The sequence below is a fragment of the Hymenobacter sp. UYAg731 genome (assembly GCF_054061335.1).
This window is the reverse complement of the sequence record NZ_JBSSEC010000007.1, coordinates 17008-42580: the sequence shown is the minus strand read 5'-3', so window position 1 is coordinate 42580 and position 25573 is coordinate 17008. Positions and strand designations below refer to the sequence as shown.

At 56.5% G+C, this 25573-nt stretch carries 20 protein-coding genes and 1 pseudogene; 11 read left to right on the top strand and 10 right to left on the bottom strand.

The window, feature by feature from the left end; translation table 11 throughout:
- Positions 1-10 precede the first annotated feature (10 nt).
- From ACVWYF_RS19620 to ACVWYF_RS19580, 9 genes are all read left to right on the top strand, one after another.
- Positions 11-1063, top strand: coding sequence for a response regulator (locus ACVWYF_RS19620; protein ID WP_457071237.1), 1053 nt, complete (start codon positions 11-13; stop codon positions 1061-1063).
- 165 nt (positions 1064-1228) lie between these two features.
- Positions 1229-3079 carry a cbb3-type cytochrome c oxidase subunit I gene (locus tag ACVWYF_RS19615; protein WP_457071235.1) on the top strand — a complete coding sequence of 617 codons (1851 nt, stop codon included), beginning with the start codon at positions 1229-1231 and terminating at the stop codon, positions 3077-3079.
- A complete protein-coding gene (locus tag ACVWYF_RS19610) occupies positions 3057-4070 on the top strand; it encodes a cbb3-type cytochrome c oxidase subunit II (RefSeq protein ID WP_457071233.1) in 1014 nt (337 codons plus the stop codon). Before ACVWYF_RS19615 ends, ACVWYF_RS19610 begins: the two co-directional genes overlap by 23 nt.
- 12 nt (positions 4071-4082) lie before the next feature.
- A complete protein-coding gene (locus tag ACVWYF_RS19605; RefSeq protein ID WP_457071231.1) occupies positions 4083-4343 on the top strand; it encodes a hypothetical protein in 261 nt (86 codons plus the stop codon).
- Positions 4344-4347: 4 nt separating this feature from the next.
- Complete coding sequence (locus ACVWYF_RS19600) at positions 4348-4806, top strand: cytochrome C (RefSeq protein WP_457071229.1); 459 nt, start codon at positions 4348-4350, stop codon at positions 4804-4806.
- A 74-nt stretch (positions 4807-4880) separates the two neighbouring features.
- Positions 4881-5606 carry a cupin domain-containing protein gene (locus ACVWYF_RS19595; protein WP_457071227.1) on the top strand — a complete coding sequence of 242 codons (726 nt, stop codon included), beginning with the start codon at positions 4881-4883 and terminating at the stop codon, positions 5604-5606.
- Positions 5607-5966: 360 nt separating this feature from the next.
- Entirely contained in the window at positions 5967-8453 is a 2487-nt protein-coding gene (locus ACVWYF_RS19590) for a multicopper oxidase domain-containing protein (protein ID WP_457071225.1), read from the top strand.
- A gap of 74 nt (positions 8454-8527) precedes the next feature.
- Entirely contained in the window at positions 8528-9094 is a 567-nt protein-coding gene (locus tag ACVWYF_RS19585) for a hypothetical protein (RefSeq protein ID WP_457071223.1), read from the top strand.
- 406 nt (positions 9095-9500) lie between these two features.
- The gene (locus ACVWYF_RS19580) at positions 9501-10187 is read left to right on the top strand and encodes an acetamidase/formamidase family protein (protein WP_457071221.1); all 687 of its coding nucleotides are present in this window, start codon (positions 9501-9503) and stop codon (positions 10185-10187) included.
- On the opposite strand, the gene ACVWYF_RS19575 is transcribed toward ACVWYF_RS19580, so the two are convergent.
- Positions 10171-11246 (bottom strand): IS3 family transposase gene (locus tag ACVWYF_RS19575; RefSeq protein WP_457071219.1). Its coding sequence is split into 2 segments (ribosomal slippage): positions 10171-10994 and positions 10994-11246, totalling 1077 coding nucleotides; the frame shifts between segments, so codons are not numbered across the junction. The genes ACVWYF_RS19580 and ACVWYF_RS19575 overlap by 17 nt on opposite strands.
- A gap of 288 nt (positions 11247-11534) precedes the next feature.
- Positions 11535-12773 (bottom strand): tyrosine-type recombinase/integrase, encoded by a 1239-nt coding sequence (locus tag ACVWYF_RS19570; protein ID WP_457071217.1) that lies wholly within the window; start codon positions 12771-12773, stop codon positions 11535-11537.
- A 575-nt stretch (positions 12774-13348) separates the two neighbouring features.
- Here ACVWYF_RS19570 and ACVWYF_RS19565 point away from each other — a divergent pair.
- Complete coding sequence (locus ACVWYF_RS19565) at positions 13349-17461, top strand: N-6 DNA methylase (protein WP_457071215.1); 4113 nt, start codon at positions 13349-13351, stop codon at positions 17459-17461.
- Positions 17462-17472: 11 nt separating this feature from the next.
- Here the strand turns inward: ACVWYF_RS19565 and ACVWYF_RS19560 are convergent, their stop codons facing one another.
- The 7 genes from ACVWYF_RS19560 to ACVWYF_RS19530 form a co-directional block, all read right to left on the bottom strand.
- Positions 17473-18144, bottom strand: a complete 672-nt coding sequence (locus ACVWYF_RS19560) for a hypothetical protein (protein ID WP_457071213.1) — start codon at positions 18142-18144, stop codon at positions 17473-17475.
- Positions 18145-18396: 252 nt separating this feature from the next.
- Positions 18397-19437 carry a DUF6371 domain-containing protein gene (locus ACVWYF_RS19555; RefSeq protein WP_457071211.1) on the bottom strand — a complete coding sequence of 347 codons (1041 nt, stop codon included), beginning with the start codon at positions 19435-19437 and terminating at the stop codon, positions 18397-18399.
- 85 nt (positions 19438-19522) lie between these two features.
- Entirely contained in the window at positions 19523-20965 is a 1443-nt protein-coding gene (locus tag ACVWYF_RS19550; RefSeq protein ID WP_457071209.1) for a DNA primase family protein, read from the bottom strand.
- A gap of 23 nt (positions 20966-20988) precedes the next feature.
- Positions 20989-21606 (bottom strand): BT4734/BF3469 family protein, encoded by a 618-nt coding sequence (locus tag ACVWYF_RS19545; RefSeq protein WP_457071207.1) that lies wholly within the window; start codon positions 21604-21606, stop codon positions 20989-20991.
- Positions 21603-21962 carry a helix-turn-helix domain-containing protein gene (locus ACVWYF_RS19540; RefSeq protein ID WP_457071205.1) on the bottom strand — a complete coding sequence of 120 codons (360 nt, stop codon included), beginning with the start codon at positions 21960-21962 and terminating at the stop codon, positions 21603-21605. Before ACVWYF_RS19540 ends, ACVWYF_RS19545 begins: the two co-directional genes overlap by 4 nt.
- Positions 21963-22106: 144 nt before the next feature.
- On the bottom strand, positions 22107-22919 hold the full coding sequence (locus ACVWYF_RS19535; RefSeq protein WP_457071203.1) for a hypothetical protein: 813 nt from the start codon (positions 22917-22919) through the stop codon (positions 22107-22109).
- A gap of 158 nt (positions 22920-23077) precedes the next feature.
- Positions 23078-24304, bottom strand: a complete 1227-nt coding sequence (locus ACVWYF_RS19530) for a tyrosine-type recombinase/integrase (protein WP_457071201.1) — start codon at positions 24302-24304, stop codon at positions 23078-23080.
- Positions 24305-24962: 658 nt separating this feature from the next.
- Between ACVWYF_RS19530 and ACVWYF_RS19525 the strand changes: the two are divergent.
- A pseudogene (locus ACVWYF_RS19525) lies at positions 24963-25115 on the top strand (PaeR7I family type II restriction endonuclease); the annotation flags it as partial.
- A gap of 213 nt (positions 25116-25328) precedes the next feature.
- On the opposite strand, the gene ACVWYF_RS19520 reads toward ACVWYF_RS19525, so the two are convergent.
- Positions 25329-25538 (bottom strand): multicopper oxidase domain-containing protein, encoded by a 210-nt coding sequence (locus ACVWYF_RS19520; RefSeq protein WP_457071675.1) that lies wholly within the window; start codon positions 25536-25538, stop codon positions 25329-25331.
- Between the last annotated feature and the right edge of the window lie 35 nt (positions 25539-25573).

The window sequence follows — 25573 nt, the reverse complement described above, 5'->3', positions numbered from 1 at the left end:
CTCTTCTAAAATGTCCCTTATTTTACTCATTGAAGACCACCAAATCATCCGGGAAAACACGGCCCAACTGCTGGAGCTGGCTGGCTACGCCGTGCTAACGGCCGAAAACGGCGAGCTAGGCGTGAAGCTGGCCCTCACCACCCGGCCCGACCTGGTCATCTGCGATATCATGATGCCGGTGCTCGACGGCTACGGCGTGCTCCAGATTTTCAACCAGCACCCGCAGCTCACGGGCGTGCCGTTTATTTTTCTGACCGCCAAAACCGAGTTGGCCGAGCGGCGGCGCGGCATGGCCCTGGGGGCCGATGATTACCTCACCAAGCCCTTTGAAAAGGCTGATTTGCTGAGCGCCGTCAGCGGCCGCCTGCACCGCTTCCAGCAGCTCCAGCCCGACTACGAGGCCACGCCCGCCGGCCTGAGCCACTTCCTGGACGACGCGCAGAAAACCGGTACGTTGGCCAGCCTCTCGCTGGACCGCAAAGCCCACCTGATTCGCAAGAAGCAGGATATTTACCTCGAAGGCGACGAGGCGACGAGGCTGTATTTCGTGCAGAGTGGGCGGGTGAAGACGGTGAAAACCACCGACGGCGGCAAGGAGCTGGTCGTGGGTCTGCACGGCCCCGGCGAGTTCTTCGGCTACCTGCCCCTGCTGCAAGACGCGCCCCACGACGATTCGGCCATTGCCGTCGACGAGTCGGAGCTGCTCTACATTCCAAAGGCCGATTTTACGGAGCTGCTGCTACGCAACCCCGCCGTGGGTCAGCAGTTCGTGCGCCTGCTGGCCGGCCAGGTGAGCGGGCAGGCCGAAAATCTGCTGGCCCTGGCCTACAACTCCCTGCGCCGGCGCGTGGCCGACACGCTGCTGCAGCTGCACGCGCAAGCGGGCGGCCAGCCGGACACCGCCATCCAGCTCACCCGCGACGACATGGCCGCTCTGGTAGGCACCGCCCCAGAGTCGCTGAGCCGCACCCTGAACGAATTCAAGCAAGATGGCCTGATTGCCCTGAACCAGCACTCCATTCGGGTGCTTGAACCCGAAAAGCTGCGCCGGGCGCACTGGTAGGTCGCGGGGCGGTGAGACGCTGCGGGCGGCACAGAGTGCGTTTGACAAAGCTCAACCTATGGGGTTGAGCTTTGTCATTTCAGGGGCTTTTAAGGCCCGGTAGTTTTGGGTTTGCCTGACCAAGAGCCTCCCTCAGCTATTGGCTTCACCTCACCCGCTGCTTTCATGAGAAAACTACCTTTTGGTACGGCTGGCCGCGCGGGCCTGCTGTTTGGGCTGCTGCTGGCCGGCCGGCCGGGTAGCCTGCTGGCCCAGGCCACTACCCCAGCCGAGGGGCCGATACTAACGCAACCTGCCGTGCTGGGGATGCTGGCGCTGCTGCTCGTTATCGTCATCGGGGCCGTTATTGTGCTGGTGTCGCGCGTGGGCGCGCTGGTGAGTCGTAATCAGCCGCTGTCTACCGAAAATGAGGCCGGGCGCTTCGATGAGACGGTGACCAACCTCTCGCCCGCGCAGTTGGCGGCCATCGTGGGCCGCCAGCAGGCGCAGGGTTTTGGCCTGCAAGGCGACGAGCTGGGCAGCGACAACCTCGCCCGCGACCCGCAGGGCCTGGTGCAGCACGTCGAGCTGGACGTGCATTCGCCGTGGCTGCACGAGAAGCGGCACACGGCCCGCCTGCCTGACCTCGACCCTAGGCTGGTGCGCCTAGTGTCGGCTTACCTGCTGTGCGCGGCCTTCTGGCTGGTGCTAGGCACCACGGTGGGCTGGTACGCGGGCATCAAGTTTGTGAGCCCTGATGTGGACCACGTCGCGGCGCTCTCATTTGGGCGGCTGCGGCCTATTCACACTAATATGGTGTTCTGGGGCTGGACGTCGCTGGCTATGCTGGGCCTGGGCCACTTCGTGGTGGCGCGCACCAACAACACGCCCCTGTTCAGCCTGAAATGGGGCTGGTGGACGCTGGGCCTCATCAATGCCAGCGTGGTGCTGGGCACCGGCTGCCTGCTGGCGGGCATCAACAACGGCGGGGGCGAGTACCGCGAGTACATCTGGCCCGTCACGCTGCTCTTTGCCGTGGGCGTGATTCTGGCCCTGGCTAACTTCTACCAGACCGTGGCCGCCCGCACCACCGAGGAGTTCTACATCTCGAACTGGTACATCCTGGGTGCCACCGTCTGGGGCATCGTGCTCACGGTGGTGGCCTACCTGCCGGGATACCAGAACGGGCTGGGCGAAACCATCATTCAGGGCTACTACATGCACATGGGTGTGGGCATGTGGTTCATGACCTTCACGCTGGGCCTGATGTATTATTTTCTGCCCATGTCGCTCAATAAGCCCATCTACTCCTACTCGCTGGGCGTGCTGGCCTTCTGGACGCAGCTGCTGTTCTACTCGCTCATCGGCACGCACCACTACATTTTCAGCCCGCTGCCGTGGTGGCTGCAAACCATCGCCATCGTGTTCAGCGTGGGCATGATTATCCCGGTGCTGGCCGGCACCATCAACTTCCTGATGACCTTCCGGGGCGGGCGCAAACGGGTGGGCGACTCCTATTCGCTGCCGTTTATGCTGCTGGGCACACTGTTCTACTTCGTGGGCTCGTTCCAGGGCTCGTTGCAGGCGCTACGCTACACCAACCTGGTGTGGCACTTCACCGATTTCAACGTGGCCCACTCGCATATCACCATGTACGGCATCGTGTCGTTCATGCTCTGGGGCTGCATTTACACGCTGGGGCCGCGGCTGCAAGGGCACGAGCCGCGGCAGGCGCTGGTAGGCGTGCACTTCTGGTTTGCGCTGGTGGGCCTGCTGGCCTACGCCGGCTCTTTGATGATTGGCGGCACCCTGAAGGGCCTAAGCTGGATGGCGGGCGAGCCGTTCCTGAAATCGGTGGTCCTGATGGCCCCTTACTGGCTCTGGCGGGCCATTGGCGGCACGTTTATGCTGCTGGCCCACTTCGTGTTTTTCTATAACCTGGTGGAAATGCTGCGTCCCCGCCAGCCAGCCCCGGCCCCGCTGCCCCTGGCTACCACCCCTGAAACCCGCTCCCATGAAATCCTGGAGTCTGTATAAAAACCACCGCCTGTTCACGGGTACCGTCTTCGGGGTATTTGTGGGGCTCACGGTGCTGATTGCCGTGCAGCCCGCCGCTCGCATTCAGGCCAACAACGCACCCCTGCCCACCGCCGTGGCCCTCACGGCCGAGCAGCAGGCGGGCCTGCGCGTGTTCATCGGCGAGGGCTGCGTGGCCTGCCACACCCAGCAGGTGCGCAACATCGACATGGACAAGACCTGGGGTGGGCGGCCAGGCATCCCGGCCGACTACGCTTGGCGCCAACGCCTCGACGTGTGGCGGGCCACGCCCTCCACCCTGGGCTCGGAGCGCACCGGCCCCGACCTGACCGAGGTGGGTGAGCGCCAGCCGAGCGACCTCTGGCACCTGCTGCACCTCTACCAGCCCCGCAGCGTGGTGAAGGAGTCCATCATGCCGGCCTTCCCGTGGCTGTTTCAGGACAGCGTGGCCGGTACCCCGGCGGGCCTAGCCCTCACCATTCCGGCGGCCTGGCGAGAACCGGGCCGCCACGCGACCATTGTGCCTACGCGCCGAGCGCAGCAGTTGGTGGCCTACCTGCTTTCGCTCAAGCAAACTGACCTGCCCACGGGCGACGAACCCGCCTTCCTGGCCCTTTCGCCGCCTAAAGCTGCCGCGTCCGGCGCACCCGGCGCGGCCCTATTCCCCGACGGCGCGGCGCTCTACGCTACCCACTGCCAGGCCTGCCACCAGGCCAGCGGCGAAGGCCTGAAGGGTGCCTTCCCGCCCCTGAAAGGCAGCCCCGTAGTCAACGATAAGGACGCCACGCTCATGGTCAACATTGTGCTGCAAGGCTACAACCCCCGCCCCGAATACGGCGTCATGCCGCCCTTTGCCGCCAAGCTCAACGACGCGGAAATCGCGGCCCTCGTCAGCCACGAGCGCAGCACCTGGGGCAACAGAGCCGCCCCGGTTACCGCCGATTTTGTGAAGCAGCTCCGTGCCCTGGTGAAGCCAGTGGCCGCGCTTTAACTCCTCCCCGCCATGAAAAAGAATCTGCTATTGCTGCTGGTCGGCCTGCTCCTCACGGGGCCGGCCCTGGCGTGCCCGCTCTGCGCAAAACAACAGCCCAAAGGCTTTGCCAACATTACCCACGGCGTGGGGCCGGGGGGCTGGTTCGACTACGCCATGCTGTATGGCTCGATTGCCGTGGTGGTGCTCGTGTTTGCGGGTTTTTTCTGGTTGCTGATGCGGCCCGATAGTGCGCGCAATCGGGCCCGGCGGCAGCAACTCTCTTTCTCCTAACGACATGAAGACTTCCCTCGCCATGCCTATTCCCACGCTTCTTCCTGTCGCCGAAGAACAGCAGGTACTGCTGTTTCTCGACGACAACCCCGTGCCGTTTGCCCGCTACGCCCCGCCAGTCAAAATCGACCTCGACACGACCCGGCTCGTGGATGGGCCGCACGCGCTGCGCGTGGTGGCCCGCTCCTCCAGCGGCGTGGAAGGGATTCAGAACATTGCCTTCATCGTGCGCAACGGCCCGGCCATCACGGTACTGGGCTTGCAGAACGACGACATCGTGTCCGACGTGGTGCCACTGACCGTGACGGCCTACGGCAGCGAGCGCACCGACTCGTTCGTGATGAAAGCGTCCGAAACCCCGCAGATTATCCCGGCCTGGGTCTGGGCCACCCTGCTGGCTTTCGTGGGCTGGGGGGCCTACTACCTCATCACCACCCTGGCCATGCCGGTGCCCGCTGCCTGAGGCTTCTTGCCGCAAGGGGGAAACTGCCTGCACACCGGCAATGGCCATTATTCCTCCTTTATTCTCTTCCTGCAATGAACCCCATGACCACGCTTTCGGAACGACTCATTCAACTGAAAAAAGAGGGCTACACTGAAGATTTCAACTTGCGGGATAATTGCCTGATGGGCCCCGGCGATGCCCTCCAGCTTCATCCGGAGGATTTTCTGGTTGATAAGTACTACCGCTTCGAAGGCATGTCGGACCCCGGCGATGAGGCCGTGCTGTACGCCATTTCCTCGCCCCGGCACGACGTGAAAGGCACCCTGGTGAACGGCTACGGCATTTCCAGCGAGCCCTTGAGCGCGGAGATGATGAAAGCCCTGCAAGAGAACCCGGCGTTCAACGCCGTGTCCGAGGAACCCATGGACTCTGTCGAAAAATTGAACGAGGCCACGCCGCAGCGCCCGGCCGGCACCCGCCCGCTGAATGCGCCCCTGCTCGTGCTCGACCTGCTCCAGGCTCAGGCGCAAATCAAGCAGGAGCCGGCCTGGCACCGCAGCGACCGCAACGCCCTGACGCTGCTTCAGGCCGACGGGATGCGCCTGGTGCTCATCGCCCTGCACGAAGGGGCGGAAATGAAAACGCACACCGCCCCCGGCATTATCAGCGTGCAGGTGTTGGAAGGCCACCTCGGCTTCCAGGCCGAGGGACATACAACGGAGCTGAAACCCGGCCAGTTGCTAACGCTGCAAACCGGCGTTCCGCACCGCGTAGTGGCCTGGCAGGAATCGGTGTTTCTGCTCACCATGGCCAACTAGGCGGCAGAGCATTAGGAGGGGTGGCTAAAAGCGCATTTGCGTTTTACGGGGTGGCCTGAAACTACGTGTCCGTGGCAATGAGCGGGTTGTTGCAGCGCGGCAAAATAACCCGTTGCGGGCTGCTTGCACCGGCCCGGTAAGTGGTCCGGCCGGGGGCTCCTGCTTGACGAAAGTCAGGCAATGCGGCAATGCTTGTCATGGGTGGGGGCGTGAGGGGCAGGGACCTTTGTGGCAGGTTGGTTTTCCACCTCACCCGCAATCCGTTGGCTTGCTATGCAATCGAAGCCCTCCCCAACCAACTGAGTTCGGTGCATCTATACCCACGGCCCGCCAGGCCGCGGGCACTTCAACAACTCCCACATGAGAGTTCACCCCCTTCTCTTTTTTCCGCTGCTGCTGCTGCTGCTCACGGGCCGGCCGGCCTGGGCCCAGACGGATACGACCGTTTATCACCTGACCCTGCGCCAGGAACCAGTGAATAAGGCCGGTAAAACCGTAACGGGGACGACCGTCAACGGTGGAATTCCCGGCCCCACCCTGCGCTTCAAAGAGGGCGGCTTCGCCGTGATTTACGTCAAGAATCAAATGAACGTGGAAGCGTCCGTGCACTGGCACGGGGTCCTGGTGCCTAATTTTTACGATGGCGTGCCTTACCTCACCACGCCGCCCATCAAGCCGGGCCAGGAGCTGAAATACCTGTTTCCGCTCAAGCAGGCCGGCACTTACTGGTACCATGCGCACTCCCTGGAGGAACAAACCGGCGTGTACGGCGGCATCGTCATCGAGCCCAAGCACGAGCGCCTGACATACGACAAGGACCTGGTGCTGATGCTCTCGGACTGGACCAACCAGAAGCCGAAGAACGTGACGCGCTACCTTAAGCGGGGCACCGAGTGGTACAACATTGCTAAGGGCACGGCCACGCCGCTCAACCGCGTAATTGCCCGCGGGGCCTTCGGGGCGCAGCTCAACTTCTGGAAGCAGCGCATGGAAAGCTTCGACATTGCCGACGTGTACTACAATGCCTTCCTGGTAAACGGTCAGCCCGAGCAGCAATACCCGGATTTGAAGCCCGGCGAGCGGGTACGTCTGCGCATCATCAACGGGGGAACCTCGACGCAGTTCTGGCTGACGTTTGGGGACGAGGACCCGTTGCTGGTGGCGGCCGACGGGCAGGACGTGGTGCCGGTGAAGCACAATAAAACCTTCATTGCCATTGCCGAAACCTACGATTTCCTGGTCACGATTCCGGCCAGCGGCAAGTTGGAGTTGCGGGCCATGGCGCAGGATGGCTCCGGCACCACCTCGGCTTACCTGGGCACGGGGCCGGTGCTGGCCGCCCCGGTGCTGCCCCGGCCCGATAAAATTGCGCTGATGCAGCAGATGGCCAAAATGGACATGCGCATGGGCGCGCCCGCCCTCAAATTCCGCCCCCACCACGTCGACCCCGAGCAGATGAAAGCCAACTGGGGCATGCGAATGGGCAAGCAAGGGAAAGATGGAAAAATGGTCGGCATGTCGATGGGCGGCGATAAGCCGATGCCCGGCATGAACATGGGCAGCAGCGACAAGAAGGCTGGCATAAAAATGAACGACCAGCCCACGCCACCCAAGCTCGCCCTGGCCGGTATGAAGATGGATGGTATGAGGAAGATGGATGGCATGAAAATGCCCGCGGACTCGACCCACGCCCGTCACGATATGCCGATGGCCGACATGCAGGTGGGTGCCGATAAGCCAATGGCCGGCATGGATAGGAGCGGCCAGAAAACGGCGGCCGGGATGCCCGGCATGGACATGTTCGCTGAGTACAACTACGACTTCTTGCGGGCCCCGCAGAAAACGGCCTATGCCAACAGCCTGCCCGTACGCAACATCCTGCTCAACCTCACCGGCAACATGCAGCGCTACATCTGGAGCATGAACGGCGTGCCCCTGTCGTCGGCGGATGTAATTCCCATCCACGTTAACCAGATTACGCGCATCACCTACAACAACCTGACGATGATGCACCACCCCATGCACCTGCACGGGCACTTTTTCCGGGTACTGAACGCCAACGGCGACTACTCGCCCCTCAAGCACACCGTGAACGTGGCCCCCATGCAGCAGGTCACCATCGAGGTGCTGGGCGACGAGTCGGGCGACTGGTTTCTGCATTGCCACGTCCTCTACCACCTGGTGGGCGGCATGGCCCGCGTGGTGAGCTACGGCACGCCCCGCGACCCGCGGATGCAGGGCTTCCCGGCGAGCACGGCGGTGCGGGGGACCGACCAGTACTACACCTGGGGCCTGCTCGGCGTGGCCTCGCACATGGGCACCCTCAACCTGATGTCGTCCAACATCCGCAACCAGTTCAACCTGAGCGTGGAGAACGGCTGGAACCGCAACATGGAAACCGAGGCCACCTACGAGCGCTACCTCTACGACTACTTCCGCGTGTTTGGGGGCGTGAACGTGGAGAACACCCGGGAGCGGCTACCCGCCCCGCTTACCGAGCCGGGGGCCGCGGGCCGGATGGTCACCACCACCACCACTACGGCCGTGGTCGGGGTGCGCTACCTGACGCCCTACCTGTTCAGCCTCGACGCCCGCATCGACAACAAGCTGCGGCCCCGCCTGAGCCTGGGCCGGACCATTATGGTGCTGCCGCGCCTGCTCGTGTCCGGCTACTATGAGTACCAGGCCGACTTTGGGTGGGTGAACACGTTCGACAACAACCGCCGCTTTGCCAAAGAAGTCGTCTGGCGCACCGGGGCCGAATACTTGCTCTCGCGCAACTTCTCGCTGATGGGCAGCTACGAGAACCGCTTCGGCGGCGGCGGCGGCCTGAACCTGCGGTTTTAATCCCGGAAACGCAAGCCCCGCCAGCTAGCAGCAGCCCTCTTCGTCAAACCCATTCACGAGCTACTGCAACCTCAATGACGAATCTAACCCCGGGCATGTTCGTGGTGCCGACGATGGCCTTGACCGTTATAGGGGTGCTTTACGCCTACTTCGCGAAGAAAGCGCCGGACCGTAGCGAACTCAAGCGGTTTGTCGGCTTCGCCCTGGTGCTGGCGTTTGCGCTGAATTTCATTTGGGAGCTGAGCCATTGCCTCTTGTACGAAGGCTGCGGCTATGACCCGTTGCACGTTGCTTTTTTAGCCCTGGCCTCGCTGGCGGATGCCATCATGGCGGCGTTGCTGTACTTGGGCCTGGCGCTCGTGTACCAGGACGGCCTCTGGGTGCGGCAGCTGACGTGGGTACGGGCTTCCTGGCTCGTGATAATTGGAGGTGCCGGAGCCGCGTTAACCGAGGTTGTCCACCTGGCGGCGGGAAACTGGGTTTACACCGACCGGATGCCCCTTATTCCGGGCCTCGGGGTTGGCCTTTCCCCCGTGCTGCAATTTGCGGTCCTCCCACTACTGATTTACAGCCTGAGTTTCTACTTCATGGTTCCCCAAAGCATTCCTGTTGCCCATGTAGCTCCGCCGAAAGCAGTTTAACGAACATCGGAAAAGATGGGGCAATTCAGCTATTTGACCGTTTTATGCGAAAATGAGGCGAATAGCCGCTTAGTCTAGACTCGGCTTGCCCTACACTTTTTGATGCGCTCGGTCTCTTGCCGCCTATTGGCCATTTCCAACCAGCGTACATATCGAATTAGTCTCGCAACCTCCCCTTATTTCGCCGCGCATCCTGAATAAAACTAAATTCCAAAAAGGTGTGGCCCTGCTGTCTCTCGGGACCCTGTTGTGGGGGGACTCAGTGCCCACCGTCTCAAATCACTTACACGGGTGGCGGCTCCCCCGTGGTTCACCAGTTACTGGCTACGCCCCAGACCGTGACGTGGGGCTACTACGATGCCACGGCCCCGCCTAAGCTGCGAATTAAATCGGGCGAGGTGGCCAGATGCAAACGCTGGTGGCGTGTACCCCCGCGCTGTTGGCAGAAGCGGGCCTGCCGCCCGGCTACGGCGCGCTGCCCAACGACTTCCCCTACGCCCAGATGCGCATCGTGCCGCTGGACCTCAAGCGCCTGGTGGGGCTGTTCGCTCCCGGCATCGAGGTGCCGCTGCGGCCCTTTTTCGGGAGCATGGGCGTCGCCCCGCCCAACGTGTCGGGCCGCATCAGTTTCTACCCGCCCTGGATAAACGCGGGCAACATCAACAACAAGGAGATGGTGGCCGGCAGCACGCTCTTCATTCAGGTGCACGCGCCGGGGGCCTTGTTCTCGGCCGGCGACGGGCACGCCGCCCAGGGCAACGGCGAAGTGGATTTGAAAGCGCTGGAAACCTCGCTGGTGGGCACTTTCCAATTCATCGTGCACAAGGGCCAGCACCTGAACTGGCTCCGGGCCGAAACCCCCACAGAATTCATTGCCATGGGGGTTGATAACAGCCTGGACGAGGCCGTGAGCCTGGCCACGCGCAACATGATGGACTTCCTCGTCACCGAAAAGCACCTGAGCCGCGACGACGCCTACGTACTGTGCAGCGTGGCCGTGGACCTGCACGTGACCCAGCTCGTGGACAGTTCCAATTGTACGCTTCCCTGTTCGGTAAGCCATTCGTTAGCAGAGGCTAAGCAGCTTGTTTAAATTCGATGGGGGTCATAAAATTCAAGGCTTGGTGCGGCCGTTGGGTGTTGTAGTCAAGCATCCACTCGTCCACCAGTTGGCGCACATGAGCCAGCGAGCAGAATAGGTGCGCGTCGAGCAATTCGCGGCGAAACGAGCCGTTAAAGCGCTCGATGTAGGCGTTTTGAGTTGGCTTGCCGGGCTGAATCCAGTGCAGGGCGATGCCCTGCGCCTCGCACCATTCGGTCAACCGGGTGCTGATAAACTCCGGCCCGTTGTCGGTACGCAGTTGCGCCGGCCGGCCGTGGCACTCGACTAAGCGCGTCAGCACCTGCACCACGCGGGCGGCGGGCAAGGAAAAGTCAATTTCGACGCCCAGCAGTTCCCGGTTGTAATCATCGAGCACATTCAGTGTCCGAAACCGGCGGCCATCCGTCAACACATCGCTGGTAAAGTCGAGCGACCAGCACACGTTGGCCGCCACGGGCACGACCAACGGCTGCTTGACACGGGCAGGTACGCGCTTTTTTAGGCGCCGGGGCAGGTTCAGGGCCAGCGCCCTATAAATACGCAGGGTGCGCTTGTGATTGATTACCAAGCCGTTTTTGCGCAAGCGGTGGTGCAGCTTCCAGAATCCCCAGCCGGGGTGCCGACCTGTTAAGGCACGCAGTGCGTCCTGCACGGGCTCGTCGTTGCGCCCTCGCACCACCGGTTGGTAGCTGCCGCGCGCGAGCCCCACCAGCGCACACGCCCGCCGCTGGCTCCAGCCTTTGCTTACTAAGCCCTGCGCTGCCTGGCGCCGCGCCGCAGGGCTGGCTACTTTTTTCGCAGTATCTCCTTGATAGCTTGGTTCTCTAAGCTTAGGTCGGCGAACATTTGTTTGAGGCGTCTATTCTCGTCCTCCAGGTGCTTGAGCCGAGTCAACTCGGCGACGCTCGCCCCGGCGTACTTGCTTTTCCAGGCGTAGAAGGTGGCCTCGCTCAGGCCGTGCTCACGCACAATTTGGGCCACCGTTTGCCCACTTTGTTGTTGCTGCAAAATCGCCACAATTTGCGCTTCGCTGAATCGTCCTTTTTTCATGGGTCAGAGGTGAAGTAGTGAAAATACGCTTTTCTCTACTACCAACTGGCACTCTATTTAGGGAAGCGTACACAAGGGCGTACACGACATTCTACCCAAAGGCCTTTTCACCGCCGCTACGCGCAAGTGAATGTCCCTTTTAATAATAGACCAAGAAGTGGATTCTAAAATTTTTCAACCTCTAAGCTTGTAAGCCCTACTTTCTGGGCCATGCAGGGCACGTTTGATAAAAACAACAAAGCATCCATTTGCGAGCTGCAAATGGATGCTTTAGTACCAGAGACGGAGCTATTCATCTTCTCCCCACGCCTGCCGTGAAACTTCGATTTGGCGAGCCACAGTATTCTGATTATACCGCAAAGTGGTTTTAGGATTGGTGTGCGCGGCAGCCATCATCACCAATTCCAACGGAATTTTCCTGGCAAAAGAATGCGTAATAAACGTGCGACGAGCTGTGTGGCAGGTAACCAACTCGTATTTAGGATGTACCGTTTTTAGGGTACGACTCGTTTGGCCGTAGGATGCTCTTTTCTCAGTAGGCTCGTTGATGCCAGCGCGGCAGCAAACCTCTTTTATGTATTCATTTAGAGTGGGATTTGCAATACTGTGGACCTCTCCGCTCCAGCACTTGGCCAGCAAAGCCCGGGCTACTTTGCGTACATACACTATTGCCGAGACGTCGGTGGTTTTACGCGGTACGAGTTGGAGGGTATCTCCTTTGTCATGTTCAGGCTTCAAATCCATCGCATCGCAGTAGCGCAGGCCTGTGTAAGCCATCAATAGCCAGAGGCAACGTGCATTTTCCAAGTAAGGAGGAAGTCCTCCCAGCGACTCTAATAGGGCTAGTTCATTGGCAGAAAGCGCCATAGGCTCACTTTCTGTAAAATCCCAGCCCCACCCCCGCTTAGTGTCAATACGCTCCAATAAGCCGTGGTCGGCTGCATCGTGCAGAAAGGCTTTGAGGTTTTTGAGTTGCTTGTTGACGCTACTATCAGCCATTGGCTTTTCACTTCCGGCACCAGCTGCTAGCCAAGCACAGAAGTTGTTTTTCCAAGCTCGCGTGAAATCACTGTATTCAAGCGGGTTGCGCGTGACAGCCACAAAGCTCGTCAAATGGTTAAACGTTGACCGGTGCGACTTAACAGTGTTAGCAGCCTTTATCGCTACCATGCGTTCCAGATAGACGGCAAAATCAGCCAGCGGCTGCGGACGCTCCGGTTTAACCGTCGGGGCCTGAGGCTCCACAGCGGAGCGTAGCTGTTCAGCCGTTAGTAAAGTTCCTGCCGCCCGACATGTTGCCCAATAGTCCAGCAGGCGCTTACTCATCCGCTCATTACTTGTATTGATGGTTTTATTCCACTCGGTGTCAGCACCACGCTTCGGAGTTTTGGCGCGTTGCACATCACCGCCCTCCCACTGGTCAGGATGGATTTTATCGCCCGTATAGATGCGGATGCGAGGCTGCCCGTTCTGAGGGTTAAACCAGATAAAAATAGCTGTTAGCTTATCGCCGTTTGGTTCTTTCAAGTGAAAAGAGACTGTTGCCATACCTCAGTGATTTTGTTGTTGAGACTAAGGTACAATGCAAAACGGTCCAGGGTACATCCTGGGGTACAATTAAAGATATAAAGAGCGTAAAACAGTCAAAAAACAAGCGTCAGTAATTCATAAAATGTGCTTAAAAGGGCAGTAAAGACATATTTTTAATAGGTAGTTTATAGTGAGCTTGGGTATACGTAAGATTCCCCTACGGACTACTAAAAATCCTCATTGCTGCTCGCAATGGGGATTTTTTATTTTCTAGGGGACCCATTAGGGGACCCGAAGGCCAAATTCCACCTTTTGCCCCTAGTTGGCGAATACCCTAAGCCTAGCATTGAGTGATACCCAAGCTGCCCCATACCTTTGGACATGGGCGTCTTTCCAACTATAACCTGAAAGGCCCAGCGTGCTGACTAGCGCGACTGGGCCTTTGCTTTCAATATTACTCAACTCTAATATTTTCACCTTCTTTTAAGGGCAACAGCTAGTACTTCTTTGACACGGCTGCTTCACCTTTAAAGCTTGACCTTGCTTAGGCTTGTTCTTTTTTTCTGTTTTGTATGACCATCGAAGAGATTCGCGCCCTATTGATAGCTCTGGACTTTTCAGCTGATGCTGAAACCCCTGATATCTACATGAAGACATACGATGCTTTTCACTATGTGATAAGTGTCGACCTGAGCCAAGGCTTAGAAGGACATATCAATTATGGCCCTTCTATTCGCTTTGGAGACCGTACAACTACGCACTTCAAAGCAGATGAAAATTTCGTTGTCTTGGAGTGTGTTGACCGACTACTACGAAAGGGCTATTATCCAAGCGATATCGAATTAGAGAGAAAGTTCAAATTAGGACGTACGCAAAAAAGCGGCAAGGCCGACATATGTGTATACCAACATAAAAAGAATAAACTGCTTCTTATCATAGAATGCAAAACAGCTGGGGAAGCATATGAAGAAGAGTTAGTAAATACTCAGCGTGATGGAGGTCAGGTATTTTCGTATTTTGTAAATGGCGGAACTGCACAGTTTCTAGCTCTATATGCATCCCACCTTACACCAGAAGGCACAGTAAGCTACACATCAGCCGTCGTATCCGTAGTAGATACACCCGCAGAAGAGGCAGCGCAACGATTAAGCCCCGACGAGTATCTTACATATAAAGCCTACAAGGAAAAGGACGACCTACTCAAAGTTTGGGCTAATAAAAGTGGTGGTACCCCACAGTTTGCTCCAGCTGGCATATTCGAGCCCGAATGCCCCGCCTATAACCCTGGTTATGAGCCCCGTCGTTTAAGAGACCTTCGAAATTTTGAACCTGAAGACCGTGCTAAAGTTTTTCAGGAATTCATGGAGATTTTGCGTCGGCATAACGTGTCAGACCGCTCAAATGCCTTTAATAGGTTAATTTCCCTTGTACTCGCCAAGATTGTTGACGAAGGCGGAGCGCCTGAACAAGAGGCAGGTTTCCAATTTATTATAGGCCGCGATAATGACGAACGATTGTATGAGAGGCTGCAAACGCTCTACACAAGAGCTATGCGTGACTATTTGCATGAGGACGTAATCAATTATACACAAGCCGATATCGACAGTGTTGTCTCAGCGTTTCCACGTCAGTATGCTCAAGAGCAAATAAGGAGGATTTTGAGAGAACTGAAGTTCTACTCTAATAATGAATTTGCATTTAAAGAAGTATATAATAAAACATTATTTGAAGGGAATGCTCATGTGTTACGTGACATGGTGCATTTATTTGAGCCGTTTCGGTTTAAACACAATAAGCGAGCAGCTGTATTAGGTGAGTTGTTTGAACAGTTGCTGGAAACAGGATATAAGCAGAGTGAAGGACAGTTTTTTACTCCTATTCCTATCGCCCGATTTCTTGTAGGTAGCCTGCCCCTTGCTGAAATGGTGCAAGAAAAAATCGCTGCAAGAGCGGCCGATTTTCTCCCTAGCGTAATAGATTATGCTAGTGGTGCAGGACACTTCCTTACGGAAACACTGGATGCAATTCAACACATTGTAAACAGCCTCAATACTGGTGACCTAGGCATTGAGACTGATATAGGCCGTCAGGTAAAGGCGTTTCAGGACCAACCCATGAGCTGGGCCGGTCGTTACCTGCACGGTATCGAGAAGGACTATCGCTTGGCTAGGACAAGTAAAGTTGCATGTTTTATGCATGGTGATGGAGATGCTAATATAATATACGGGGATGGGCTTGAAAAACACGCCAATTTGCCTGCTAATGGCACTTTTGACGCTGTAGTTGCCAACCCACCTTATGCAATTGATGCATTTAAGCCAAACTTAAAAGTAAATGCAGACGACTTTGTCTTATTACCTCATATAACTGACACTAGCGGTAACATAGAAGTGCTATTTATCGAAAGGGCAGCTCAGTTACTACGAACTGGTGGTGTAGCAGCACTTATCTTACCCAGTTCCTTTTTGGGTAGTGATGGACTTTACAGCCGCACAAGGCAACTACTATTGGAGGCTTTTGAGGTTAAAGCCATGGTAGAATTTAGTAGCGAAACCTTTCTTGCAACTGGTACCAATACAGTTGCCTTATTTTTATTAAAACGGCCTGACGCAGATGTCTACAACGCAGGACAAGTATCTAAAGACCTTATAATTAGCGGAATTAGCAGAGACCCCACCTTAGATTCCTTGCATGGGGAAAAGCACTTGGCAGCTTATCAATACTCACTGGGAATACTACCAGAACAGTATCAGATGCTATTACGCGGCGAGTTAGCTGATGCTGAATTAGCTAAAACTGATATCGGTCGTGACTATGTGCAGTGGCTCAGTGAACAGGCAGAATATGTAAAGTTGCCTACGCGTGCTGCTTATCGAAACAGCACGAAGGATGAACAAAGTGAGCTGAAGCGGCAGACAGCAGAGCGGCTGATAAAGGAACATGAATGCGAGCGTTTTCGCCTTTACCTTCTCGTTGAAAGTCAGCACACAATATTAGTTAGAGGCGGGGCTGGAAAACCTAAGCAGCGCAAGTTCTTGGGATACAAGTTTAAGAAAGCTAACCGAGCGCATAGGCTAGTTGCTATAAGAGCCGACGCTAATGGCAACCCTATATCCCCTCTTTATGATAGCACTAACCCCGCGAACCAAGAACGCATTAATACACATATCCAAGCTGCTTTACTTAATCGGCCCATACAAGCCATACCCGAATTTTTATCGCCATACTTAAAATCCGCGCCTCTATTACAATGCTTGGATTTGCATAAAGTTGGTTTTGAAATCTCTTTGCGTCTTTCACCCCGGCCGTTAGGTCGATACTTAGGCGAAGGAGTTGCTTCGACTTGGCCTTATCAAGTTCTTGGTGGGGCAAATGGTTTGTGTAGTATCAGTATAGGTGGAACACCTGACCGTGACAACCCTGCCTATTGGGAAGGCACTAACCCATGGGTATCGGTCAGTGAATTAATAGGGGGTCGCATTACCGAAACGAATGAAAGCATTACTGACGAAGGTGTTAAGCGTTCTAACGTAAAGCCTATACCTGCTGAAACCGTACTCGTAAGCTTTAAGCTTTCTATTGGAAAAACTGCTATAGCAGGTATTCCACTGTATACAAACGAAGCTATTGCTGCGTTAATACCCAAACCGGAGTACAATGACGTATTGCTTCCGCTCTTTCTATTCTATCTGCTTAATACCAAGGCTGTAGACTTATCCGCTACTAAGGATACAGATAATGCATTTGGGAATAGTCTCAACATAGGCCACTTGCAGAGTGCATCAATTCCTTTACCTCCAAAGCAAATACAAGAGTTGATTATCGCTCAGATGCAGGAACTTCAATCTGAAGATGATAAATTAGCTGAACAACAAGCCCAGCTAGCTAAACATGCAGGTACATTACTTAAGGATAATGCGCGCCCCGTTCCAGTAAGGGAATTCGCAACCCTTTGCCGAGAAACTATAGCAAGCAATGAAGACAATCTGGTCGATTTTATTGGCCTGCAGCATATAGAGAAAAATACTGGGCAATTAAGCGCTGAGTGGGAGCCTAGTGCTGTAAAAAGCACTAATAATGTCTTTCAACTTGGCGATGTACTTTATGGCAAATTGCGTCCAAATTTGAACAAAGTGTGGCTTGCAGACCGGGCTGGACAATGCTCTACAGAACTGGTTGTATTACGTTCTGATTACCCGCATTTGCTAAGCTTTGCACTACGGCAACCTGAACTAGTCGCAGAGGCTGAAACATATGCGACAAATTCTTATCCACGCATTAGGCCAGACCAATTGATGACCCTAACGCTTAATTTGCCTGAAGCCAGCAAACTGCCTGCAATTGAAAAAGAACTCACCAAGTTATATGCAAAGCAATTAGAATTGCGAACTGAGCGAGCTGATATACCGCGACGTAAACGTGCTATAATGGAGAAGCATTTAGTTTCAGCTACTCCACCGACAGAAAAGGAAGATACCATTTCTGATATTATCTCTGCAAATCCCTTAAGAGATAACCAGGATGTTGAAGAGGTTAAATCGGTACAGATGCCTTCTAAGAAAAAGGCGACGGTTAAGAAGTCTAAGGTCATTAAAGAGGTTTCAAAGCCCGCCGAACTACCAGGCTTAGAAGACCAATTACTTCCCAAATCCACAAACTCCAACAGAAGAAAAAACGGCAAATAACTCAAATCTTCTTACGCTTTCACATTTTTTCGAAGGCTACTGGGCTTTAAGTCAACAGCTAAAGCACGAACAAGAATGTTTGCAACATCCTTTAATGCGCAATCAATTTCCTTGTTCAATAATGCTAAAGCTTCAGTGGAATTATCTGCAGCGAGCATGTCCTCTATGATACGATGAGGTATTGCTTCTAGCCGAATCCTCACCTCTTGCCCTTTTTCGAATAAAGCTTGGTAAACTGCTCTTCTTGGTAACAACTCCCCCAGCAGTACGCCCAATTCTAATTCGGCTAGTTCTACCTTCAATTGCAGCGCGTACCGCCGTAGTTCGGCCATTTCGCCTATTGGCAGCCCTTCGCTGTTGCGCTTCAACGGGGCCAGGGCCACGGGTTGCCCGGTGTCCGAAACGGGGCCGGCAGCAGCTCGGCCGGCGGCCCGGTTGCGAGCCGTGCCAGTGGGGGCACCACCCGAAAGGGCAAACCGAAATTCGGTTACCTCGCGTGCTTCCAAAAAGTGCCGTTTCGCAAGCTCAAAGCTTAGGCCGGCCACTTTGCCGGTGGGCTTATAGGCCACGGCTGGGGCGCAAATTTTACCCTCTCTAACGTAGCGCCGCACCGTGCTTTCGTCACAGTCAAGTCGCCGGGCAAATTCAGCGCAAGAAACAATTTCGGCGGGTTTTGCGGACATGACAATTTGGGGTTTACCGTTTGAAAATCAATAACAAACAGGATTAGACCCCCGAAAAAATGAAAAACCGGCATGTTTTTCAGGGCTAAAACTAGCGGCTTTCTGGGGTGTAGCCACCCGCAAGCCTAACCCTCTCGGAAGGACCCAACTAGGGGGGGAGGGTTGGCCCCAGGCCCACGGCGGCGGCAGTAGCGGGGCCAGCGGCGTTAGACAAATGCGCCGGGGTTTGTCGAGTGGGGCAAGACGGCGCGGCTACTCGGCCGCGTCCCAACTTGGCGGGTAGCCCGGCCACTCACTCAGCAGCACGTCGGCCAAGTCTAAGCCGGCGGCGCGTTCGTGTTCGTCGGCCAGGTTTTCAATGTCGGCCGATACTTCAACCTGAAAGCCCAGCGCCCGCAGCCGTTCGGCACGGGCTTGCCAGTTGGCAAAGCTGCCCGCGTCGGGAAAGAGTACGACCCGGCGGCCCTTTACCGGGGCCAGCCGTTCGGGGGTTAAATAGGACTGCCCACCCGTTGCCAGCCAGACGAACGCCGGTAGGTAGGGCGTACATAGAACAGCCGTTTTAGCACTTTCCACAATTGCCACGGGCTGCCCGGCGGGGGCCGTGTCAAGTTGGGGCAGGCCGAATAAACACGGGCTTTTAGCAGCCTGCTTTTCGTAGGCTGTTAGCCAAGCCGGCGGGGCTTGCCCAGCTTCGCGTAGGCAGTGCGCTAGGGCCGTGTGTGCCCACGTAGTGCAACGGCGGGGGTACTTCACGGTGTGCCCGGTTTCATCGAATAGTACGACTTGCCCGCCCCGCACTTGCCCGCGTTCGTCAAGTAGCCAGAATACGCAAGCCCCCGGCCAGTGGGCCGACGTGCCCAACCGGAACCGGGCCAGCAGTTCGGCCGCTATGCCGGCCCCGAAATGCCCCCGTAGCAGGTGAGCCAAGTTGTTGCGTTCGTAGTGCCCCAGCGAAGCCCGGTACAACTCGGCCGGAATAAAAACCGGCTGCGGGGGCGGGCCGGTGGGCTTATGCGTAGGGGGCGCATACGGGGCCGGGGCCGCCCCGGCGGCGGTGTTGAGGGTAGCGCGGTGGGCGTAGCTCTCCCCACTGGGACCGGGCGCGTAGGGGCTGGCATGGTGCCCACAATTACTCTCCCGGTTGCAGCGTCCAAACTCGGCCGGTAGTAGCTCCTCGGTTTCAGTATCCAGGTAGCGGGCAAACTGCCCCACCGTACCGCAAGCCGGGCACGTTGCCCGACTGCGGCGGCCGGCGTAGGGTTGCAGAATATAGCGGAAGGCCGGGGCCATAAAAAATAAAAAGAAGTTTACAGCCCTGCACTTTTGACACTTTGACACTTTCAGCCCCAGCCGGTCGGCCCGGTGGGGCCAGCACTCAAAGGGGACGGCTCAGGTGAAAGCCCCGGCCCGCGTTGCGGCGGGTTTCGTCAATTCCAGCCGCCCGTAGCCGGCCCTTAAATTTTTGCTGAGCTACTGGCCGGTATCCGTCCGACTGGCAAAAGCTCCGATACTCGGCGTACACTTCACGCGCCGGCTGCCAAGCTGAGGGGGCGGCTACGTAGCCGTATTCTTCCAAGAACAGCCGCACGCTATCCGATTGCCGCCGGTATTCGTCAATTTGTTGCCGGGCCGCTTCGCAGTCCGTAAAGCCGTTTTGCGCTAGGAGCCGGTGTAAGCCGGCCAGCATCCAATTAAATACCCCAGGTAATTCGTGGGCAATAATTCGGGCGGCCAGTGTTTTATCTTGCTCGGCTTCGGGAATCGTAACCGGGAAGGGTATAATCAGAAACCGCCGGAAATAGGCGTGGGTGTGTTCAACGTCGGTGGGTAATTCGTTGCAGTTAAAAATTAGCTTTGCGTAGTCCTGAATAATAAACGGCTTGCCGTAGGGTAGCCGGGCCTCAATCGGTTCGCCGGAAACTAATTGCTTAAACGCATCGGCTTCTAATCCTTTGCTTAGCTCACTGGCATAATTCACTAACGATTTCGTCAGGTTGGCCCGACAATACGCCGGCTCCGAAGTGAGGGAGTTAAGCGAGTAATTACTAACGTTTTCCGGCCCCAGTAGCGCCGTAACAACCTCAAAGAATACTGATTTTCCGTTAGCGCCCGACCCGTGCAACAGCAACACTTTTTCTAGCTTCAATTGCGAAGGATGCACGAACACGTACCCCAGGTATTCAGCTAAAACTAATTGGCTGCTTTCGTCGGGCAATACCCGGTTTAGAAAGGTTTGCCAGTTGGGCGCGGCGGCCGTTTCGTCGTGAGCGAAGGGCAGTTGGTGAGTTAGAAAATCGGCCCGGTTCGGCGGCCTCAGCTTTTGCGTTTTGGGGCCAATGTCAAAGGTGCCATTTTGCAGATTTACCCGAATTATTTCCCGGTTGGGAGCTGGCGCGGGCAGGTAGGCGCTCGTAAGGAATTGCTTTAGCAGCTGCTCCCCCACCAAGTGCGAACGGGCTTCTAATTTCATTAGGCCCATTCGCTCGGCTGCTTGCATTAAAAAGCGTTGCAATTCGTCGGCCTCGAATTGCCGCCAATAAGCCCCGTTGTAGGTGTAAACGAACCCTTCGCGCCGGCAAAGTCCCCAATTATTGCGGTTTGCTAAGTCTAGCAAATGCTCCACCACAATTACTATATGGTGCTTTTGCTTTAGCTTTTCGCTAGGGTCCTCTAATTGAGCCAAGCCGTAAAAATCTACCTTTTTGACCTGAGCCAAAAGGTCAGAAATTAGTTGTTCGTGCGAAACGGGCGCGGCGGCCGGGGGCGCGGCCCGTTCGTTAGCGGCGGCCAGTAGCGCCACTTTTTTAGGAGTTTTCATAAGGGAGTGCCAGCTAAAAAAAATCACCAACCGGGAGCCAGCCAGGCGGCCGGGTCGTAGCCCAGTGGGCAGGCGTGGGGCAGGGTGCGGCCGTGGGGGCGGGCGCGTAGGCCGTGCCGTTCTTGAATCCAGATAGCCCACCCCAGGAAGTTTTCGGCCAGCACTCGGCCGGCTTGCGCTGGGGTTAATTCGGGTTCGTGAGGCGCGGGCCAGTTGCCGATACCGCAGGGAAGGAAGGCGGCCAGTACGACCCGTAAGCCCGTGCCCCGTGGGCTGGCAAATACTAGCAGCAGCGCGGGCGCTAAAACCGGGTCGGCTAGCAGCGCGGCGCGGGCAGCGGCCACGTCGGGCACGGTGTCAAATTCGAGTAGCAGGCAGCGCGAAAACCGGGTTAGGTCCGCGTCGGCCCGGTGGGGTATAAATACCCCGGCCCCAGTGAAGCAGGGCAACCCGTTTTCGACGGCTTGCGCAGCCTTGCTACCCACCGGGGCGGCCCGTAACCGGGCGGTTGGCTCCCGAAGCGTGGGGCCACTCAGCAGCGCGTACACGGCCCGCAAATCTAGTAGGGCGGCTTCGGGTTTCGAGTTGGCTAAAGGGCTTTTATAGTGGCCGAAATAGGGTGCGAAAGCGGGCGTTTTCACTTTCTGGCCCCCTTCCCTTCCTTTGCGGCGGCCTTGCCCCGGCGGGGCGTAGCCCGACCGCCCGTGGGGGCCGTGGGCGAGTGCAGCGCGGCCAGCACTTCGGACCGTTTGAAGTACGTCCGGCCGCCCATTTTGCAGTACGGCAGCAACTCGCGCCGCTTCCATTCGTGTACGGTTTGCCAGGTTACGCCCAGCAGCTCGGCCGCTTGCCGCACGTCTAGCAGTTGCTCAGGCTCGGCCCCGGCGGCCGTGGCAGCCGTGGGCGCGTGGGCTTTCAGTACCGAAAGCATTTCGGCCCGAAAGTCGGCCAGTAGGGTTTCGTAGCCCACCCCAACCGTAATAATTTGCTTTTCCATTTTGCCGGCTGGCCTCAGTTAGTGAGGCGAACCGGCGGCAAGTGAGCTAAGAAAAGTTGCCCATTTTTGCCCGGTGAGCTTGCGCTAACAAAAGACAAAAACGGGCAGAAACAGGCAAGTTTTGAGGCACTTTTTAGTCGGCATTTATCGGGTCAGGAAGTCGCCTAATAGTGCTTTGTAGTGCGTAAATGTTTGGTAAAATTTGCCTTTTTTATCCGCTTTGGCATTGTCCCGATTCTTCATAGTCCCGGCGCTTACCGTCGTACTAAACGCCTCAGAAAATACGTCGGCTGCTTGCTCACTTGAAAGCTGCCCCAGCAAGCCGGCTTTATACAAGGCTTCGCGGGCAGCAGCCCACTCATAGGGCTTTGCGTTTGGTTTAGCCGTGCCCGTTTCGGGGTCAATTAGCCCAACTTCAGCCAACCATTTTTTAAGCTGGGGTAAGGTAAAGCGCGAAGTAAGCAACTTAGCTAAGCGGGGCAGTTGCTCGGCCGCCGGGTTGGGTGTAGCAGATGGGACGGGCGCAGGTTGCGCCGAGCTGGCCGATACAACGGGAGCAGGCGGTGCGGCGGGCAGGGTTTGGGTGGGGGTAGCAGCTAGCGCGAGTCGGTCGGGGCTACTTGCAGCTACGGGAGTGCCCACGTGGGCCAGAGTGTGCGTAGGCAGTACCATAGGAACCGGGGACGGGCCAGATTCGGCGGCGGGTCCGGTAGGCGGCGGTATTACTTCGCGTGTAAAAAATAGTGCTTCATGTTGCCGGTTAGCTTTGAGCATAGGGGCAATTATCTTTTGCATTTTTGCGTCTGCTTCTACAAACTTTCGCACTGTAGCTGCTGCCTCAGCCATTTTTTGCATACTGGCATACGTTGGACCTAATTGCGAAAGCAAAGTATAAGCTGTTGGCTTAAAGCGGGTAATACTCCCGTCAGGGTGTATAATATCATCGGGGGTTTTCATGCTTGCCAGCTAGAAAAGTAAGAGAAACAGGGCGGGCTTTACCAGGCCAGCGCCGGGGCCGTGGGGCCGCCCCGGGGCTATAAAGTAGCCGGGGCGGCCCAGCCGCTTACGGTGTCAAAGTGTCAAAAGTGTATAGCGCTAAAAACCTTTTATTTTTTTTAGGCTGCCCCGTACACGTTCGCAAATTCGTCTAAAACGGTTTCCCGGCTCACGTTTACGTACCGTTTGAAGGACTTCAAATCTTCGTGCCCGGTAATCTTCATTACCACGTCAGGCCGCAAACCGGCTTCTAAGGCCAGCGTAACGAACGTGCGGCGGCCGGTGTGGAACGTGATAAATTCATGCTTTGGCTTTAGCTCTTTGCGGCGCTCGGCCCCGGCAAAGCGTACCCGTTCGGTAGGGGTGTCAATTTCGGCCAGCTCCCCCAACGTTTTCAGATGGACGTTTAGCTTTTGCGGGGAAACGCCTTGCCGTAGCTCCCCAGCCAGCAACCGGGCCACTAGCTGCCGTGCCTCTGGCCGTAGGGGAATGGTGAGCGGCTGCCGGGTCTTTTGGGTAGTTAGCACTAGCCGCCCGTCTGCTATGTTTTGCGGCCGTAGGGCGGCCACGTCCGAATACCGTAGGCCAGTGTAGCAGCTCAGCAAAAACAAGTCGCGGGCGTTTGCCAGGCCGGGCGTAGTGGTGAGGGGGAGCGCGGCCAGCGCCGCCACTTCGGCACGGGTAAGCGTTACTATTTCGGGTTCCTCAAATTTGTGCCGTAGCTTTTTGGTATTGATTTCTACCGCGTGGCCGTGTTCGTCGGCCCAGCGCAGGAAGTTTTTAAGAATAGATAAATTCTTATTTACTACCGAATCCAATAAGCTCAAATCAGTGAGCAAGTAGTTTTTGAAGCGCTCAGCCAGTCCCGTATCGAGGCTACCGAATTGCAGCGCGTAGCCCTTTCGCTCGGCAAATTCGCGTAAGTGCCGCAACGTAGTCCGGTTTGATTTCAAGGTATTAGGGGCAAGCGTAGCGCCCCGGCCAGCTATCCAGTCCCCGAATAGTTGCAGCAGGTCCGTAGCGGCGGCCGGCGCTTCGGGTTCGGCGGGTTGCAGCTCAATAGCTTGCCGTAATTGTTCGGGCGTGGGAAGCGCCCCGGCGGCCCGGTGTTCAGCGTGGGCAGCTAGTAGCGTGTCCCGAATGCCAGCCAGCCGTCCGTTTAGCGTAGTGGCCTCAGTTTTGAGTTTGCGCGGGTTGGCTTCCTGAGCGGCTTGTATCCAGTTGCCGGGTAGGATGCTTTCGCCCGTGTAGATTTTCGTTTTGGTGCCCGCGTGGGCCAGCCGGGCAATAATGGGCGTGGGCCGGGCTGCCGCCGGCTCTTTCAGGAAAAAAGTAAGGGTTGCCATCTGGAGGGAGTTTAGGCCAGCGGCGGGTCCCCAGTGGGGACGGTTTGCCGGTCTTTTTTTGAAGTTGCCGCCCTAAAGGTATAGAACGGCCCTCAAATAGGGGACCCGTGAGGGGACCCACAAGCCGATAAACCCCGATAAATGCCAGCATCAAACCAACAAGGCAAAAACATAAAACCTCATTACAGGCTATAAAAAGGGTTTTTTAGTCGGTTTAGTGTTGGATGCTTACGCTGGGGTTCGACTCCCCTACGGACTACTAAAAGGCCTTCACAGAAATGTGAGGGCCTTTTTTATTGTCTGTGGTACGGAATAGGGTATAAGTCGGCTTTTTTCGATTCTTAGCTACCTGCTTCACTCGCTGAAAGGATAAGCAGCGAGAATTTTCAGATGCGGTGTTGCCAAAATGCCGCATCTGACTGAAATTTAGCCGCGTGCATGTTCGACTAACAATAGTGGCGGTGGCATTGGTCAGTCAAGCAGCACAGTAGGGCTGTTTAGAAAGTCAGTTTGCAGATGTAATTGAGACGCCTGTTTGCGAATTTCTAAACAGCTTCAGTAAGCGAATTGGCCGTGTAAGCGTGCCTTACTTATAGACACCGCTTCTCAGGGCAGGCTGGAAATTCCTGGCTACTACCGTCCCTAAACGAAATGGGATGTGCTGGCATTTTCCAACGAACTCATTGCCGCACTGGAATTCAAAAGTCAGGCAGGCCCCTCATCCGGCAGCAACGCCAACAACCGTTTGAAGGAAGCCGTAGATGGTGCCAAAGCTGTATTGAAAGCTTTCCGTGAGCAGCCTTTCGGTCCCGGCCCACGCCCCAGCCGTATTCGCTGTCCTAGTTGCCGCCTAAGCCCACGTATTTGCTCAGAATGGAATAGGAGGCGAGGTGATATTTTCGGTTGGTGTTCATCATCAAGTCGGCGCGCAGGCGGCGGGTGATGGGCAAGCTTTCACGGGTAAGCAGATGACCATGGCTCCGTATTGGCCCGGCTGATTGTTGAGGCGGCTAGGCGGGTTGTATCAGGAGGGGCCATGCTGCCTGAGGGCAAACCTGAGCTCGTGCATCTGGCCGGGCTCAATCAATTCCATATTCAGTATGGGAAGACCATCATGGCGGTTGGGCAGCAGAATGACGGGCCAGTGAAACAATACGGTTTTGCGGGTGCGGTTATGTCCGTAAATCAGGGCAGTGCGCCTCCGGCGGAGGTGAGCGTGGCGCCAGAATGGAATGGTTGGTGGCCGTCCACGCCGATAATGGTTCAGGT